Raw genomic sequence first — 14,194 nt, forward strand, 5'->3', positions numbered from 1 at the left:
TTGATTTGAAGCGGTCATGTGAGGCGACTCCGTGGTTTCCGGATGAGGATCCAGAACCCATAGCAGGAGTCGTGCCTGAATTTATTTTCGTTACTTATCAATAGGTTGAGATAACAACCTAAAGCGGTCTGCACGCAGGACGGAGCAAACTGTTTATCCGCTGTCGGCCCTGCAACAGTCAGATCACCACGTTGCGCACGAACCGCGCGGCCACTTCCCCATCATTGCGATAGGTGTGCGGCTGGTTGCTGGCGAACATGAAAAACTCCCCCGCCGCGATGTGTTGGGGTTGATCGCCGAGCATCAGAGTCAGGCAGCCTTCAAACACGAAAATCTGCTCGCTCCAGCCGTCGGCGTCCGGTTGCGAGGGATAGACCTCGCACGGTTGCAGGCACCATTCCCACTGCTCCACCGCGTGGGTGGCGTTGGCCTTGGACAGTAACACGGCTTTGCTGCCGGGAATGCTGCCGGCCCAGGCCAGTTCGTTGATACGGCCCGGATCGCGGTTGTCCGGGGCCTGGATCAGATCGCTGAAGGCCACTTCGAGGGCTTCGGCGACGCGGTCGAGGGTGGTCAGGCTGACATTCTTCTCTCCGGCCTCGATGGCCACCAGCATCCGCCGGCTGACCCCGGACTTTTCCGCCAGCGCCGTCTGGCTCATGTCGGCGGCGTGGCGCAGGCGTCGGACGTTCTGGCTGACGTGTTGCAGGACCGAAGCCCGTTGTACAGAATCTTTGTGCACTATATTGCTCACTGGCTGGGGTTGGGCAGTATACTGCGCAACATTTGGCGCATTGTGCGTCGCCTCTTCAAAAGTGCGCAAGGTCATGACGTCAGCCAACTCCCCCCAAACTCCCCTGCGGTTTTCCCGGTTCAGCAAAGCCGAATGCGTACTCGTGCTGATCACCATGCTTTGGGGCGGCACCTTCCTGCTGGTGCAGCACGCCATGACCGTCAGCGGCCCGATGTTTTTCGTCGGTCTGCGCTTTGCCGCAGCGGCGAGCATCGTGGCGATGTTTTCGTGGAAGCACCTGCGTGAACTCACCTTGTTCGAACTCAAGGCCGGCGCCTTTATCGGCGTGGCGATCATGCTCGGCTATGGCTTGCAGACTGTCGGATTGCAGAGCATCCCGAGCAGTCAGTCGGCGTTCATCACCGCGTTGTACGTGCCGTTTGTACCTTTGCTGCAATGGCTGGTGCTCGGTCGTCGTCCCGGGTTGATGCCGAGCATCGGGATCATGCTGGCGTTTACCGGGTTGATGTTGCTGTCGGGGCCGTCCGGCGCTTCGTTGAATTTCAGTCCCGGTGAAATCGCCACGCTGATCAGCGCCATCGCCATCGCAGCCGAAATCATCCTGATCAGTAACTATGCCGGGCAGGTCGATGTGCGCCGGGTAACCGTGGTGCAACTGGCAACGACCTCCGCGCTGGCGTTTTTGATGGTGGTGCCGACCGGTGAAGCGCTTCCGGATTTCTCGTGGCTGCTGCTGAGCACCGCCCTGGGCCTGGGTGCAATGAGTGCGGCGATTCAGGTGGCGATGAACTGGGCGCAGAAAAGTGTTTCGCCGACCCGCGCGACCTTGATTTACGCCGGTGAGCCGGTATGGGCCGGTATCGTCGGTCGCATTGCGGGTGAGCGCCTGCCAGCGATTGCACTGGTGGGCGCCGGACTGATTGTGGCGGCAGTGATCGTCAGTGAATTAAAGACCAAGGGCAAAACCGCGTCGGACCTCGAAGAAGATCTGAGCCGCGAAACCGAGCACTGATCGAACCCACGCTTAGGCGTGGGTTCGCGCATTTCCCCTCCCTGAAACAATGTGAACCCAACAATTACCGGCTACTTTGTAGGATTCAGAGACATCCTCGCGTTTGGCGATCCGGGAGCTGGCACGTATGATGCTTCACAAACTTCCGCAGATTAGAAGCCTATGTCCCTGATAGTTCTACTGCTTCTGCCTTTTGTGGGCAGCTGTCTGGCAGCCGTGCTGCCGCACAACGCACGTAACGCCGAATCCCTGCTGGCAGGCCTGGTCGCTTTGATCGGTACTGTCCAGGTCGCCTTGCTGTTCCCGCAAATCGCCCATGGCGGCGTGATCCGTGAGGAGTTTATGTGGCTGCCCAGCCTGGGCCTGAACTTCGTCCTGCGCATGGACGGCTTCGCCTGGCTGTTCTCGATGCTGGTACTGGGCATCGGCACCCTCGTTTCCTTGTATGCCCGTTATTACATGTCGCCGGATGACCCGGTGCCGCGTTTCTTCGCGTTCTTTCTGGCGTTCATGGGCGCCATGCTCGGGTTGGTGATTTCGGGCAACCTGATCCAGATCGTGTTTTTCTGGGAGCTGACCAGCCTCTTCTCGTTCCTGCTGATCGGCTACTGGCACCACCGCCACGACGCACGGCGCGGCGCCTATATGGCGCTGATGGTCACCGGCGCCGGGGGGTTGTGCCTGCTGGCGGGGGTCATGATCCTCGGCCATGTGGTCGGCAGCTATGACCTGGACAAGGTCCTGGCCGCCGGCGATCTGATTCGCGCACATGCCCTCTACCCTATTCTGCTTCCCCTCATTCTCATCGGCGCCCTCAGCAAAAGCGCCCAGTTCCCCTTCCACTTCTGGCTGCCCCACGCCATGGCGGCGCCGACACCGGTTTCGGCCTATCTGCACTCGGCGACCATGGTCAAGGCCGGGGTCTTCCTGCTCGCGCGGTTATGGCCGTCGCTGTCCGGCAGTGAGGAATGGTTCTACATAGTCAGCGGCGCCGGCGCCGCCACGCTGTTGCTCGGCGCGTACTGCGCGATGTTCCAGAACGACCTCAAGGGTTTGCTGGCCTATTCGACCATCAGCCACCTCGGCCTGATCACGCTGCTGCTGGGCCTGAACAGTCCGCTGGCAGCGGTCGCGGCGGTGTTTCACATTCTCAACCACGCGACCTTCAAGGCTTCGCTGTTCATGGCCGCCGGGATCATCGACCACGAAAGTGGCACCCGCGACATTCGCAAACTCAACGGCCTGTTCAAACTGATTCCGTTCACCGCCACCCTGGCAATGGTCGCCAGTGCGTCCATGGCCGGCGTGCCGCTGCTCAACGGTTTCCTGTCGAAAGAAATGTTCTTCGCCGAAACCGTGTTCATCAACGCCACCGCCTGGGTGGAAGCCGCACTACCCATCGTGGCGACCATCGCCGGCACGTTCAGCGTGGCCTACTCGCTGCGCTTCACCGTTGATGTGTTCTTCGGCCCTACTGCCACCGATCTGCCGCACACCCCGCACGAACCGCCGCGCTGGATGCGTGCACCGGTGGAACTGCTGGTGTTCACGTGTTTGCTGGTGGGGATTTTCCCGGCCCAAGTTGTAGGCCCGTTGCTGGCCGCTGCCGCCTTGCCGGTGGTGGGTGGCGTGCTGCCCGAATACAGTCTGGCGATCTGGCACGGCCTCAACGCACCGATGATCATGAGTTTGATCGCCATGTCCGGCGGCATCGTGGTCTATCTGCTGCTGCGTAATCAGCTCAAGCGTGGCCGCTTCAAGTTCCCGCCGCTGGTGGGTCGTTTCAACGGCAAGCGCCTGTTCGAACGCAGTCTGGTGGCAATGATGCGCCTGGCCCGACGGCTGGAGCGACGGATCGGCACCAAACGCCTGCAAACGCAACTGTTCCTGATGGTATTGGCGGCGGTACTCGCCGGCCTGATCCCGATGCTGCACAGCAGCCTGAGCTGGGGCGACCGGCCGAAAATCCCCGGCTCCATCGTGTTCGTGACCCTGTGGCTGCTGGCAATCGCCTGCGCCCTCGGCGCCGCGTGGCAGGCCAAGTACCACCGTCTCGCCGCCCTGACCATGGTCAGCGTCTGTGGCCTGATGACCTGCGTGACCTTCGTCTGGTTCTCGGCACCTGACCTGGCCCTGACGCAACTGGTGGTCGAAGTGGTGACTACGGTGCTGATCCTGCTGGGCCTGCGCTGGCTGCCACGACGGATCGAAGAGGTTTCGCCACTGCCGAGCAGCCTGCGCAAGGCCCGTGTACGGCGTCTGCGCGACTTGCTGCTGTCGATTGCCGTCGGCGGCGGCATGGCGCTGCTGTCCTACGCGATGCTGACCCGGCAGACCCCGAACGACATTTCCTCGTTCTACCTGAGCCGCGCCCTGCCTGAAGGCGGCGGCAGCAACGTGGTCAACGTGATGCTGGTGGATTTCCGTGGTTTCGACACCCTCGGCGAAATCACCGTGCTGGTGGCCGTGGCGTTGACCGTGTTCGCCCTGCTGCGACGCTTCCGCCCACCGAAAGAAAGCCTGCAACTGCCAGCCCAGCAACGCCTGTTGGCGCCGGACGTGGTCACCGATCTGGTCAACCCGCGTTCGGCCAGCGACACCGCCCTGGGCTTCATGATGGTGCCGGCGGTGCTGGTGCGCCTGTTGCTGCCGATTGCGCTGGTGGTGTCGTTCTACCTGTTCCTGCGCGGGCACAACCAACCGGGCGGCGGGTTTGTCGCCGGTCTGGTGATGTCGGTGGCGTTCATCCTGCAATACATGGTCGCCGGCACCCAATGGGTCGAGGCGCAAATGAGTCTGCGACCGCTGCGCTGGATGGGTACGGGATTGCTGTTCGCCACGGTCACCGGTCTAGGCGCGATGCTGGCGGGTTATCCGTTCCTCACCACGCACACCTGGCATTTCAGCGTGCCAGTGCTGGGTGACATCCATATCGCCAGCGCCCTGTTTTTCGACATCGGCGTGTACGCAGTGGTGGTCGGCTCGACGTTGTTGATCCTCACCGCCCTCGCCCACCAATCGGTCCGGGGTCACAAAACCGCCGCCATCAAGGGAGCCGTCTGATGGAAGAAGTCATCGCAATCGCCATCGGAGTGCTCGCTGCCTCCGGCGTCTGGCTGATCCTGCGTCCACGGACGTTCCAGGTGGTCATGGGCCTGTGCCTGCTGTCCTACGGCGTCAACCTGTTCATCTTCAGTATGGGTAGCCTGTTCATCGGCAAGGAGCCCAACATCAAGGACGGCGTGCCGCAGGACCTGCTCAATTACACCGACCCGCTGCCTCAGGCACTGGTGCTGACGGCCATCGTCATCAGCTTCGCCATGACCGCGCTGTTCCTGGTGGTGCTGCTGGCTTCACGGGGCCTGACCGGCACCGACCATGTGGACGGCCGGGAGCCCAAGGAATGACAGCGATGACTCATCTGATCGCTGCACCGATTCTGCTGCCGCTGCTGACCGCCGCCATCATGCTGATGCTCGGCGAGAAACACCGGCCGCTGAAAGCGAAGATCAACCTGTTCTCCAGTCTGCTGGGCCTGGGTATTTCCGTGCTGTTGCTGCAATGGACCCAGACCACCGGCGTGCCCGGCTCCATCGGCGTCTACCTGCCGGGCAACTGGCAGGTGCCATTCGGCATCGTGCTGGTGGTCGATCGGCTGTCGGCGTTGATGTTGGTGCTGACCGGAATCATCGGCGTCAGTGCCTTGCTGTTCGCCATGGCTCGCTGGGACGGCGCCGGGTCAAGCTTCCACGCGCTGTTCCAGATTCAGTTGATGGGCCTGTACGGCGCGTTCCTGACGGCGGACCTGTTCAACCTCTTTGTGTTCTTCGAAGTGCTGCTCGCCGCGTCTTACGGTTTGCTGCTTCACGGCTCGGGCCGGGCACGGGTGTCGTCGGGGCTGCATTACATCTCGATCAACCTGCTGGCCTCGTCGCTGTTCCTGATTGGCGCGGCGCTGATCTACGGCGTCACCGGCACGCTGAACATGGCCGACCTCGCCATGAAGATTCCGCTGGTGCCGGACGCCGACCGTGGCCTGCTGCATGCCGGCGCGGCGATTCTGGCGGTGGCATTCCTGGCCAAGGCCGGGATGTGGCCGCTGAATTTCTGGCTGGTGCCAGCCTATTCCTCGGCCAGCGCGCCGGTGGCGGCGATGTTCGCGATCATGACCAAGGTCGGCGTCTACACCTTGCTGCGCCTATGGACGCTGCTGTTCTCCGGGCAGGCCGGCGCCTCGGCCTATTTCGGCGGCGACTGGCTGATCTACGGCGGTATGGCGACCATGCTCTGCGCGGGCGTGGCGATCATCGCTGCACAACGCCTGGAGCGCATGGCCAGCCTGAGCATTCTGGTGTCGGCGGGGATTCTCCTGTCGGCCGTGGGTTTCGCCCAGCCGAACCTGATCGGTGCGGCGCTGTTTTATCTGGTCAGCTCGACCCTCGCACTGAGTGCGCTGTTCCTGCTGGCGGAACTGATCGAACGTTCGCGCACCGCCATCGAAGTGCCGCTGGAAGACGAAAACGAGTTGCTGCCGCGTGCGCAAGCCGCACAGCAACCGGTCAAAGGCATCAACCTCGACGACGATCAGCAAGCCGTCGTCGGCCAGGTGATTCCGTGGACCATGGCCTTCCTTGGCTTGAGCTTCATTGCCTGTGCGCTTTTGATCATCGGCATGCCGCCGCTGTCGGGGTTCATTGGCAAGCTGAGCCTGATCGGCGCCCTGCTCAACCCGTTGGGGCTCGGCACTGGCGAACCGATCTCGACTGCTGCCTGGGCGTTACTGGCACTGTTGATCCTGACCGGGCTCGGCTCGCTGATGGCGTTCTCGCGACTGGGCATCCAGCGCTTCTGGTCGCCGGAAGAACGCCCGTCGCCGGTGCTGCGCAAACTCGAATGCGTGCCGATTTTCCTGCTGCTCGGTCTGAGTATCGCTCTGACCTTCAAGGCCGAGCCGTTGCTGCGTTACACCCAGGACGCCGCAGACGCCCTGAACAACCCGCAGCAATACGTAATGGCGGTGCTCGGCACTCGCGCAGTACCAAGCCCGGAAGCCAAGGCTGCGCTGCTGGAGGTGCAACCATGAAGCGTCTGTTTCCTGCTCCGTGGTTGTCGCTGGCGTTGTGGCTGCTGTGGCTGGTGCTGAACCTGTCGATCAGCCCTGGCAACCTGTTGCTGGGGTCAGCGCTGGGTTTCTGCGCGCCGCTGATGATGCGCAAACTGCGACCTCAACAAATCCACATCCGCCGCCCGGGCACGATCCTGCGATTGTTTCTGCTGGTCGGGCGTGACGTGGTCGTCTCCAACCTTCAGGTAGCCTGGGGCGTACTGAATGCCGGTCGCCGCCCGCCCCGCTCACGCTTCATCAAGGTGCCGCTGGATCTGCGCGATGCCAACGGCCTGGCGGCGCTGTCGATGATCTGCACGGTAGTGCCCGGTACGGTGTGGTCGGAACTGGCGCTGGATCGCAGCATTCTGTTGCTGCACGTCTGGGATCTGGATGACGAGGCGCAATTCATCCAGCACTTCAAGGTCACTTACGAGCGGCCGTTGATGGAGATTTTCGAATGAGCCCGCTGCTGTCGAATGCGATTCTGCTGACGCTGTTCCTGTTCTCGCTGGCGATGGTGCTGACGCTGATTCGCCTGTTCAAAGGGCCGTCGGCACAGGACCGGGTACTGGCGCTGGACTACCTGTACATCGTCGCCATGCTGATGATGCTGACCCTGGGGATTCGCTATTCCAGTGATACCTACTTCGAAGCGGCGCTGCTGATCGCGTTGTTCGGCTTCGTCGGCTCGTTTGCCCTGGCGAAATTCCTGCTGCGTGGCGAGGTGATCGAATGAATGCTGAATTGTCTCTGTGGGTGGAAATCCCGGTGGCGATCCTGCTGGTACTCAGCGGTGTATTTGCCTTGATCGGCGCGACCGGCTTGCTGCGGATGAAGGATTACTTCCAGCGCATGCACCCGCCGGCACTGGCCTCGACCCTCGGTGCGTGGTGCGTGGCACTGGCGTCGATCATCTGCTTTTCCGCACTCAAGTCCGGGCCGGTGCTGCACGCGTGGCTGATCCCGATTCTGCTGTCGATCACCGTGCCGGTGACCACCCTGCTGCTGGCCCGTGCGGCGCTGTTCCGCAAACGCATGGCCGGGGATGATGTGCCGGCCGAGGTGAGTAGCCGGCGAACCGAGAGCGGCAGCTAAACCCAGGCGACGGCCAACAGCCCGGCTCCCAATATCAGACACAGTGGCGAGTAAATCCAAGTGTCGAGCCGGGCAAACCGCGACCCCTTCACTTCCTTGAAAAACCCCACCAGCTCCGAGTCGCCGATCGCCCTCGCAAACATCAGCAGCGCAATCGCGCTGATCACCCATTGCAATGCCCAGTGATGCACTGGCGAAAACCACCAGCCCACCCTCATGCACACCAGTGCGGCAATCAGTAGCAGGGCCACCGCCACGGCCAACGTGATCCAGCCTGACGGCTTGAACGCCGGCCTGAGCGTCAGTCCGCCGTTATCCACCGGAACCTGCGGCACTACCGCCACGGCCGCCCACTCGCCACCCATCGCCCAATACACATGCATCAGGCTGATCACTGCAAATATCGTCACCAGCCATTGAGCCAACACAAAGGTCATGGTCGAAAATCCTTGAAAGGGATCTGAACAAAACATCCTAGTCGGCATTTTTACATGTGCACGACCGGTCGGCGGTGCGGTAAAGTGCCGCCCCATGAAATTCACCCGTACCGATCGCTCACTGCTGGCCTGGATGCTCTATTGCTGCGTCCTGTTCAACGTGTTCGCCTGCAGCATCGGTCACGGACAAATGGTAGGGATGCAGCTCAACGGTATCGGCGGCCAGTTCTGCGCCGTCGACCCGAGCACTCAGGCGCCACTCGCGTCGAATCCTTCCGAAGAAAAACTGCCGACCCTGGCCAAAGCCTTTGGCTGTCCGCTGTGCTCCACCGGCGGCATGGGCCCGGCGTTCAACTCCAGCCTGACCCTGGCGATCCTGCCGGAACAACACAGTCCGCCGCTGCCGGTCATCGTCAGTGCCGACCTCCCTGCCCGCTTCACCTGGCCTTCGGCCAACCCTCGCGCCCCACCGTTCGCCTGAGTGTCTTTGCCTTTTTGATTTGTCAGCCCACTGCGCCAACGCGCGGCGTTCGCCTGTGCGCTGACTCCTAGACAAGCATTCAGGATTCAATCGATGAAACAACTTACCTTGCTGGCGAGCCTGTGCGGCTGCCTGTCCGTCAACGCCTGGGCGCAATCCACCGTGGATCTGGCGCCGATCACCATTGACGGCGAGTCCGCCGCCGAACCGGGCCTGAGCCTCGACCAGTCCAGCGGCATGGCCTCGCGCCTGGGTCTCAGCGTGCGCGATACCCCGGCTTCGGTGGCCATTGCCAACCGCAATGACATCGAACGTCACGGTTCACAAAACTTCCAGGACGCGGCCAACACCTTGCCTGGAGTGAACGCCAGTGCACCGCCGGGCTTTGGCGGATTCGTGTCCTATCGCGGCTTCACCAGCAGCCAGATCACGCAGATGTTCAACGGCATCAACGTTTCCGGTGGACTGGCGCGGCCAGTGGATTCCTGGATATATGACCGAGTGGAACTGGTCGGAGGCCCGTCATCGCTGATCAACGGCGCCGGTTCGGTGGGCGGCTCGCTGAACTACGTGACCAAACTGGCGACGCGCGACGAGCAGGCCGCCGAAGGCCGGGTCAGCTACGGCACCTACGACACCACCGAAACCGCGTTCGGCCTCAATCACGCGCTGACCGAACCCGGCGCCGACGTGCAGCATTACGCGCGCCTCGACGTCAGCCACAACACCAGCAACGGCTACATCGACCGTCAGGAACGCGATGCCTGGAGCATGGCGTTCTCGTTGCTCAGCGACCTGACACCGAACCTGTCGCACACCCTGGCCCTAGAGTATCAGGACGAACACGAAGACAGCCCGTACTGGGGCACGCCAGTGCTCAACCCCAAGGCTGGCGAGTTGAAGATCGACCGCCACAACCGCTTCAACAACTACAACGTCGAGGACGGCCGCTACGAGCAACGGACGATCTGGGTGCGTTCGATCATCGATTACCGGATCAACGACAGCACCACCCTGCGCAACACGCTCTATCACCTCGACAGCCAGCGCGATTACCGCAACCTCGAAACCTACCAGTACAACGCCGACAACAGCGCCGTGAACCGCTCCACGGCCTATCAGGTTCGACATCAGGGTGAGCAGGACGGCAACCAGTTCGAGCTGCGCCACGACAACACTCTGTTCGGACTCGACACCACCTGGTCCGGCGGCTTCGAATACAAGGTCAACCAGACCACCAACTCGCCGCTAAACGTCAAAGGCGCGAGCACCGTGGACCCGGACAACTATCGGCCTGGGCACTTCTATGACATCCCGGGCACGAAGCCGGGGTTTGTCAGCGACAAGACCAACGAGGTCACCACCAAGGCGTTGTTCGCCGAAAACCGCCTGGCACTGACCGACAAACTCTCGTTGCTCACCGGCCTGCGCTACGACGACATCGACCTGGACGTGACCAACCATCGCACAGTGACGGCGAGCAACCCGCGTCATCTCAAGCGCAGTTGGGAACCGGTCACCGGGCGCGTCGGCCTGACCTATCAGTTCATTCCGTCAGCCAATGTCTACGTGCAATACAGCACCGCCGCCGAGCAACCGAATGGCACCCAGGATTTCGATGTTTCAACGGGCAAACAATGGGAAATCGGCAGCAAGTTCGACTATCTGAACGGTCGCGGTTCGGCGACCGTTGCGGCTTACACCATCGAGCGCAAAGACTTCGCCGTCACCGACCCCCTGGACCCGACCAACAGCATTCCGGTCGGCCAGCAGACGTCCAAAGGTATCGAGATTGCCAGCTCACTGCGGATCACCGACAAGCTGCTGGCCGAGGGCAACTTTGCCTGGGTCGATGCGCAGTACGATGAGTTCAACGAGAAGAACGCTGCCGGCGTGGTGGTTTCACGCAAGGGCAACACGCCGACCAATGTGCCGGATCGGGTCGGCAATCTGTGGCTGACCTATGACTTCTCCCCACAGTGGCAAGGCGGGGTTGATGCGCGCTATGTGGCCTCGGTGTTTGCGGACAATGCCAACACCATGACCGTGCCGTCGTACACGTTGTTCGGGAGTTTCCTCAGCTACAAGATCGATACGCACACCACCGTCACCGGCCGCGTGCGCAACCTGACCAACGAGGTGTATGCCGAATTCGCCCATGTGTCGCCGGCTTACTACCTGGGCACACCGCGCACCTTTGAACTGGCCGTGCAAACCCGCTTCTGAACCACAGCGGCGAGGGAGCAAACTCCCTCGCCACACCGCTACAAACCTGCCTGAACCTTCTCCGCCACATCCTTCGGCAACCACGCCTGCCACACATCCGGATGGGCCTTCATGAACGCCTCCGCCGCTTCCCGTGGCGGGGTGTGTTTCTCGCTCATCTCGGCCAGTGCCTTGTTCAAATCCTCGATCGGAAAATCGACCTTGCTGAAGAACGCCGCGATCTGTGGATATTGCTTCTGAAACGGCGCAGACACCCCGATCGACAGTTTCGAGGCCAGTGAACGGGTCGGTTTCGGATTGGGATTGTCAGCGTCAGTCAGGGTCTTCCAGGCCTCGGCGTCGAACGGCGGCTCTTCCAGTTGCACCAGTTTGAACTTGCCGAGCAACGGCGTTGGCGACCAGTAATAGAACAGCACCGGTTTGCCCCGGCGGATCGACGAGGTGATTTCGGCATCCAGCGCTGCACCGGAGCCGCTGCGGAAATTGGTGAAGTCATCCTGCAGCCCATACGCCGTGAGCTTCTGCTTGTTCACCACTTCCGAGGTCCAGCCGATCGGGCTGTTGAGGAACCGCCCCTTGCTGGGGTTTTCCGGGTCCTTGAACACGTCCTTGTACTGCTTCAGATCACTGACACTGCGCAAGTCCGGCGCCAGCGGCTTGATGCCTTTGGCGGTATCGCCCTTGATCACGTATTCCGGCACCCACCAGCCTTCGGTGGCACCCTTGACCGTATCGCCCAGGCTGGCGACTTTACCTTCAGCCTCGGCCTTGACCCATACCGGACTGCGCCCGGCCCACTCTTCACCGATCACCTGGATGTCATTGTTGGCCAGCGCTGTTTCAAGGGTAATGGTGGTGCCCGGCAGGGTGTCCGTCGGCAGGCCGTAGCCCTTCTCGACAATGATCCGCAGAACATCGGTGATCAGACTGCCGCTTTCCCAGTTCAGGTCGGCGAAGTGAATCGGGGTCTGCGCTGCATTGACCGCTGGCACCGCAGCCATCAAGCAGAACGTCGCCATAAAAGTGGCCAGCAACCGTCGAAATCCGTTCATGCTTTTGCACCTCGTGCTGTTCACAGCAATAGCAGGAAGGCCTGACAGAAGACCGCCAGCCTCTGAATACTCAGTCAACTGACTGTAGACGAGGTTCCTGCTTTTTCAGGGGCATGACACGGACGAGACTACTTTTCAGACATTTCCTTCAAGCGTTGAAGCTCGCGTCTGACCATGCTGGCGTATTCCGCAGGCTGCAACGCGTAGATCTGCGAGGCAACCCAACCGAGCCAGGCGCCCTTCAGCTCAGCCTTGGCATCAAACAGGCGCCGAGCTTCGACACGAGCGCTGTCGAGGTTCTGCAAATGGAAATCAGCGCGACTCACACCCGTCACTCGCTGGCCTTGAAGGTCACCAGTTCGCCCTTGCGCCACTTGGCGGCCTTGGCAGTAACGGCTTTGAGCGTTTTGGTCAGGCCTTCCTGCAGCTGCTCATTGGCAGCAAACACGGTGACCGCGCTATGGCCTTCCTTGAATACGATGGCATGGCCGTCGGCCGTGGTGACGAAGGCATAGTCGCCCAGGCCGTACACGGTCATTTTGATCTCGCGAAAACGGATGTCCATCTTGCCGCCTTCACGGCTGGGCAATACCGAAGCGCTGAAATGATCGCCGACCTTGAGTTTGAGGCCGGGCTTGTCGTCGACCACCAATGCGCTTTCGGTGTCGATTTCGGCAACGTAAATGCCTTCGGCGTTTTGCTCGGTGATGTAAACAAAACGCGATTGAAACTGCTTGACCAGCTTTGCCCGCAAATCACCCAGCACGAACAAAGCATGCATATCGAGGTTACTGACTGCCAAAGAAACATCCCCACACTTGAAAGAGTGCCGCACGCGAAAAACGCGCACGACATTAAAAACGGCCAGGCCGATGGTGTTGCGCAATGACTCGGATAAAAGCCTGAACGAGCCAAGTGCTCATTCAACGCGAAGTTCACAAGACTACTGGAATGCCACTCGCGAAACCTGCAAAGACGTTCTCCAAATGTTGAAGGAAAACGCCTCACGATCGGCCAGAGAAAACTGACTACGAACTTTAGGGAAAAAACTCACCAAGAAAAGCACTTTTCCGACATATCGCACGCAAAAAATTGCTTTAGATAACGTCATGCCGTCAACAGGTGTTGGCGATTCTAGAGCAGCGACGCTGCTCGCGACTACCCGCAACCGTCTGTAAATGCGGGTCAATCCATGAAAAGGACTTCATATGTGCACTTTGACGCATTTTGCCGCAGCCCAAAACCTACCCTTTGTCTTCAATGCTCCGACCCTGCGGACGGATTCCGCAGCAGAGCCCTGTGGCCAGGAACCACTGTTTCAGGTGATTCCAGCGGGCAACGCCTTCTTCCACATCAGGGAAAAGTCGACAGGCCGTGTCAGAGGTTTCCGTGAGGATCACAATGCCGCCTGTGCACTGGCCCGCGCCCTCGAATCACAGATCGAACTCCTGGCCAGCGCCCCCCTCAGATAAAGAGGGTAATCACCCCCGCCATCCTTCAAGGAGTACAACATGGAACTGCCTGCCTACAACCTGACAACCTTGTTTGATCAGTTAGGATTACCTTCGGAAGAGAACGCGATTGACGATTTCATCGAATCCCACCCACTGGATGCCGAGACCAAACTGATCGACGCCGATTTCTGGAGCCCGCAGCAGGCTCAACTGCTCAAGGAGTGGCTGCGTGCCGATGGCGAAGAAGCGGTGATGGTCGATGAGTTGAACGTTCGCCTGCACCGCGGCAAGTAATCTCGATCAATGCAGGCTGTTACCGGACTCGGCGTTCAATTGCGCAAGCCACGCAGCCCTGCATTCCTCCGCCTCGCCGCGACTGGCGAAAGCCGTACCCCGGCGCTCGCCATTGAGCAACACCACCCAGCAGACGCTTTGCCCCATCGCTCGCAGCCCGGCCGGAACACCGCTACCGATCATCACCGCGACATCGACTCTGCATTGCATGCTGACCTCCAAATTTCATTAGCACCCTAACTATGCAGGCATGTTAATGATTTGGATCAAGCGGAAACAGCA

Annotated in this window: 17 protein-coding genes; 11 read left to right on the forward strand and 6 right to left on the reverse strand. The window is 60.7% G+C overall.

The window, feature by feature from the left end; translation table 11 throughout:
• Positions 1–178 precede the first annotated feature (178 nt).
• Complete coding sequence (locus tag JJN09_RS07805) at positions 179–742, reverse strand: helix-turn-helix domain-containing protein (protein ID WP_249486627.1); 564 nt, start codon at positions 740–742, stop codon at positions 179–181.
• An 85-nt stretch (positions 743–827) separates the two neighbouring features.
• Between JJN09_RS07805 and JJN09_RS07810 the strand changes: the two genes are divergently transcribed.
• The 7 genes from JJN09_RS07810 (at position 828) to JJN09_RS07840 (ending at position 7,968) form a co-directional block, all read left to right on the forward strand.
• A complete protein-coding gene (locus tag JJN09_RS07810; RefSeq protein WP_249486628.1) occupies positions 828–1,766 on the forward strand; it encodes a DMT family transporter in 939 nt (312 codons plus the stop codon).
• A gap of 162 nt (positions 1,767–1,928) precedes the next feature.
• Positions 1,929–4,829, forward strand: coding sequence for a monovalent cation/H+ antiporter subunit A (locus JJN09_RS07815; protein ID WP_249486629.1), 2,901 nt, complete (start codon positions 1,929–1,931; stop codon positions 4,827–4,829).
• The gene (locus JJN09_RS07820; RefSeq protein WP_096820144.1) at positions 4,829–5,173 is read left to right on the forward strand and encodes a Na+/H+ antiporter subunit C; all 345 of its coding nucleotides are present in this window, start codon (positions 4,829–4,831) and stop codon (positions 5,171–5,173) included. The genes JJN09_RS07815 and JJN09_RS07820 overlap by 1 nt, the downstream gene beginning before the upstream one ends.
• Positions 5,170–6,849 carry a monovalent cation/H+ antiporter subunit D gene (locus JJN09_RS07825; RefSeq protein ID WP_249486630.1) on the forward strand — a complete coding sequence of 560 codons (1,680 nt, stop codon included), beginning with the start codon at positions 5,170–5,172 and terminating at the stop codon, positions 6,847–6,849. Before JJN09_RS07820 ends, JJN09_RS07825 begins: the two co-directional genes overlap by 4 nt.
• Entirely contained in the window at positions 6,846–7,334 is a 489-nt protein-coding gene (locus JJN09_RS07830; protein WP_249486631.1) for a Na+/H+ antiporter subunit E, read from the forward strand. Before JJN09_RS07825 ends, JJN09_RS07830 begins: the two co-directional genes overlap by 4 nt.
• Complete coding sequence (locus JJN09_RS07835) at positions 7,331–7,609, forward strand: K+/H+ antiporter subunit F (protein ID WP_003225959.1); 279 nt, start codon at positions 7,331–7,333, stop codon at positions 7,607–7,609. The genes JJN09_RS07830 and JJN09_RS07835 overlap by 4 nt, the downstream gene beginning before the upstream one ends.
• On the forward strand, positions 7,606–7,968 hold the full coding sequence (locus JJN09_RS07840; protein ID WP_249486632.1) for a Na+/H+ antiporter subunit G: 363 nt from the start codon (positions 7,606–7,608) through the stop codon (positions 7,966–7,968). Before JJN09_RS07835 ends, JJN09_RS07840 begins: the two co-directional genes overlap by 4 nt.
• On the opposite strand, the gene JJN09_RS07845 is transcribed toward JJN09_RS07840, so the two are convergent.
• Positions 7,965–8,405, reverse strand: coding sequence for a DUF3995 domain-containing protein (locus JJN09_RS07845; protein WP_249486633.1), 441 nt, complete (start codon positions 8,403–8,405; stop codon positions 7,965–7,967). The genes JJN09_RS07840 and JJN09_RS07845 overlap by 4 nt on opposite strands.
• A gap of 94 nt (positions 8,406–8,499) precedes the next feature.
• Here JJN09_RS07845 and JJN09_RS07850 point away from each other — a divergent pair, with 94 nt between their 5' ends.
• Together JJN09_RS07850 and JJN09_RS07855 are read left to right on the forward strand one after the other, a co-directional pair.
• Positions 8,500–8,886 carry a DUF2946 domain-containing protein gene (locus JJN09_RS07850; RefSeq protein ID WP_249486634.1) on the forward strand — a complete coding sequence of 129 codons (387 nt, stop codon included), beginning with the start codon at positions 8,500–8,502 and terminating at the stop codon, positions 8,884–8,886.
• 93 nt (positions 8,887–8,979) lie between these two features.
• Positions 8,980–11,112 carry a TonB-dependent siderophore receptor gene (locus tag JJN09_RS07855; RefSeq protein ID WP_249486635.1) on the forward strand — a complete coding sequence of 711 codons (2,133 nt, stop codon included), beginning with the start codon at positions 8,980–8,982 and terminating at the stop codon, positions 11,110–11,112.
• A 38-nt stretch (positions 11,113–11,150) separates the two neighbouring features.
• Here JJN09_RS07855 and JJN09_RS07860 read toward each other — a convergent pair whose 3' ends face one another.
• From JJN09_RS07860 to JJN09_RS07870, 3 genes are all read right to left on the reverse strand, one after another.
• The gene (locus JJN09_RS07860; RefSeq protein WP_249486637.1) at positions 11,151–12,164 is read right to left on the reverse strand and encodes an ABC transporter substrate-binding protein; all 1,014 of its coding nucleotides are present in this window, start codon (positions 12,162–12,164) and stop codon (positions 11,151–11,153) included.
• A gap of 128 nt (positions 12,165–12,292) precedes the next feature.
• Positions 12,293–12,490 (reverse strand): hypothetical protein, encoded by a 198-nt coding sequence (locus JJN09_RS07865; protein WP_249486639.1) that lies wholly within the window; start codon positions 12,488–12,490, stop codon positions 12,293–12,295.
• Positions 12,491–12,495: 5 nt separating this feature from the next.
• On the reverse strand, positions 12,496–12,966 hold the full coding sequence (locus JJN09_RS07870; RefSeq protein ID WP_007950541.1) for a hypothetical protein: 471 nt from the start codon (positions 12,964–12,966) through the stop codon (positions 12,496–12,498).
• A 406-nt stretch (positions 12,967–13,372) separates the two neighbouring features.
• On the opposite strand from JJN09_RS07870, the gene JJN09_RS07875 reads away from it, so the two are divergent.
• Complete coding sequence (locus JJN09_RS07875; protein WP_249486642.1) at positions 13,373–13,636, forward strand: hypothetical protein; 264 nt, start codon at positions 13,373–13,375, stop codon at positions 13,634–13,636.
• A 39-nt stretch (positions 13,637–13,675) separates the two neighbouring features.
• Positions 13,676–13,912 carry a DUF2789 family protein gene (locus tag JJN09_RS07880; protein ID WP_249486643.1) on the forward strand — a complete coding sequence of 79 codons (237 nt, stop codon included), beginning with the start codon at positions 13,676–13,678 and terminating at the stop codon, positions 13,910–13,912.
• Positions 13,913–13,918: 6 nt separating this feature from the next.
• Here JJN09_RS07880 and JJN09_RS07885 read toward each other — a convergent pair whose 3' ends face one another.
• Complete coding sequence (locus tag JJN09_RS07885; protein ID WP_249486645.1) at positions 13,919–14,122, reverse strand: hypothetical protein; 204 nt, start codon at positions 14,120–14,122, stop codon at positions 13,919–13,921.
• Between the last annotated feature and the right edge of the window lie 72 nt (positions 14,123–14,194).

Origin of the sequence: Pseudomonas sp. HS6, assembly GCF_023375815.1 — a bacterium.
Classification (GTDB): Bacteria; Pseudomonadota; Gammaproteobacteria; order Pseudomonadales; family Pseudomonadaceae; genus Aquipseudomonas.

Excerpts from the sequence above, each read along its gene's own strand:
- JJN09_RS07820 (WP_096820144.1), top strand. The coding sequence starts at position 4,829 with ATGGAAGAAGTCATCGCAATCGCCATCGGAGTGCTCGCTGCCTCCGGC.
- JJN09_RS07830 (WP_249486631.1), top strand. The coding sequence starts at position 6,846 with ATGAAGCGTCTGTTTCCTGCTCCGTGGTTGTCGCTGGCGTTGTGGCTG.
- JJN09_RS07880 (WP_249486643.1), top strand. The coding sequence starts at position 13,676 with ATGGAACTGCCTGCCTACAACCTGACAACCTTGTTTGATCAGTTAGGA.
- JJN09_RS07840 (WP_249486632.1), top strand. The coding sequence starts at position 7,606 with ATGAATGCTGAATTGTCTCTGTGGGTGGAAATCCCGGTGGCGATCCTG.
- JJN09_RS07810 (WP_249486628.1), top strand. The coding sequence starts at position 828 with ATGACGTCAGCCAACTCCCCCCAAACTCCCCTGCGGTTTTCCCGGTTC.
- JJN09_RS07815 (WP_249486629.1), top strand. The coding sequence starts at position 1,929 with ATGTCCCTGATAGTTCTACTGCTTCTGCCTTTTGTGGGCAGCTGTCTG.
- JJN09_RS07825 (WP_249486630.1), top strand. The coding sequence starts at position 5,170 with ATGACAGCGATGACTCATCTGATCGCTGCACCGATTCTGCTGCCGCTG.
- JJN09_RS07845 (WP_249486633.1), bottom strand. The coding sequence starts at position 8,405 with ATGACCTTTGTGTTGGCTCAATGGCTGGTGACGATATTTGCAGTGATC.
- JJN09_RS07875 (WP_249486642.1), top strand. The coding sequence starts at position 13,373 with ATGTGCACTTTGACGCATTTTGCCGCAGCCCAAAACCTACCCTTTGTC.
- JJN09_RS07850 (WP_249486634.1), top strand. The coding sequence starts at position 8,500 with ATGAAATTCACCCGTACCGATCGCTCACTGCTGGCCTGGATGCTCTAT.
- JJN09_RS07860 (WP_249486637.1), bottom strand. The coding sequence starts at position 12,164 with ATGAACGGATTTCGACGGTTGCTGGCCACTTTTATGGCGACGTTCTGC.
- JJN09_RS07835 (WP_003225959.1), top strand. The coding sequence starts at position 7,331 with ATGAGCCCGCTGCTGTCGAATGCGATTCTGCTGACGCTGTTCCTGTTC.
- JJN09_RS07885 (WP_249486645.1), bottom strand. The coding sequence starts at position 14,122 with ATGCAATGCAGAGTCGATGTCGCGGTGATGATCGGTAGCGGTGTTCCG.
- JJN09_RS07855 (WP_249486635.1), top strand. The coding sequence starts at position 8,980 with ATGAAACAACTTACCTTGCTGGCGAGCCTGTGCGGCTGCCTGTCCGTC.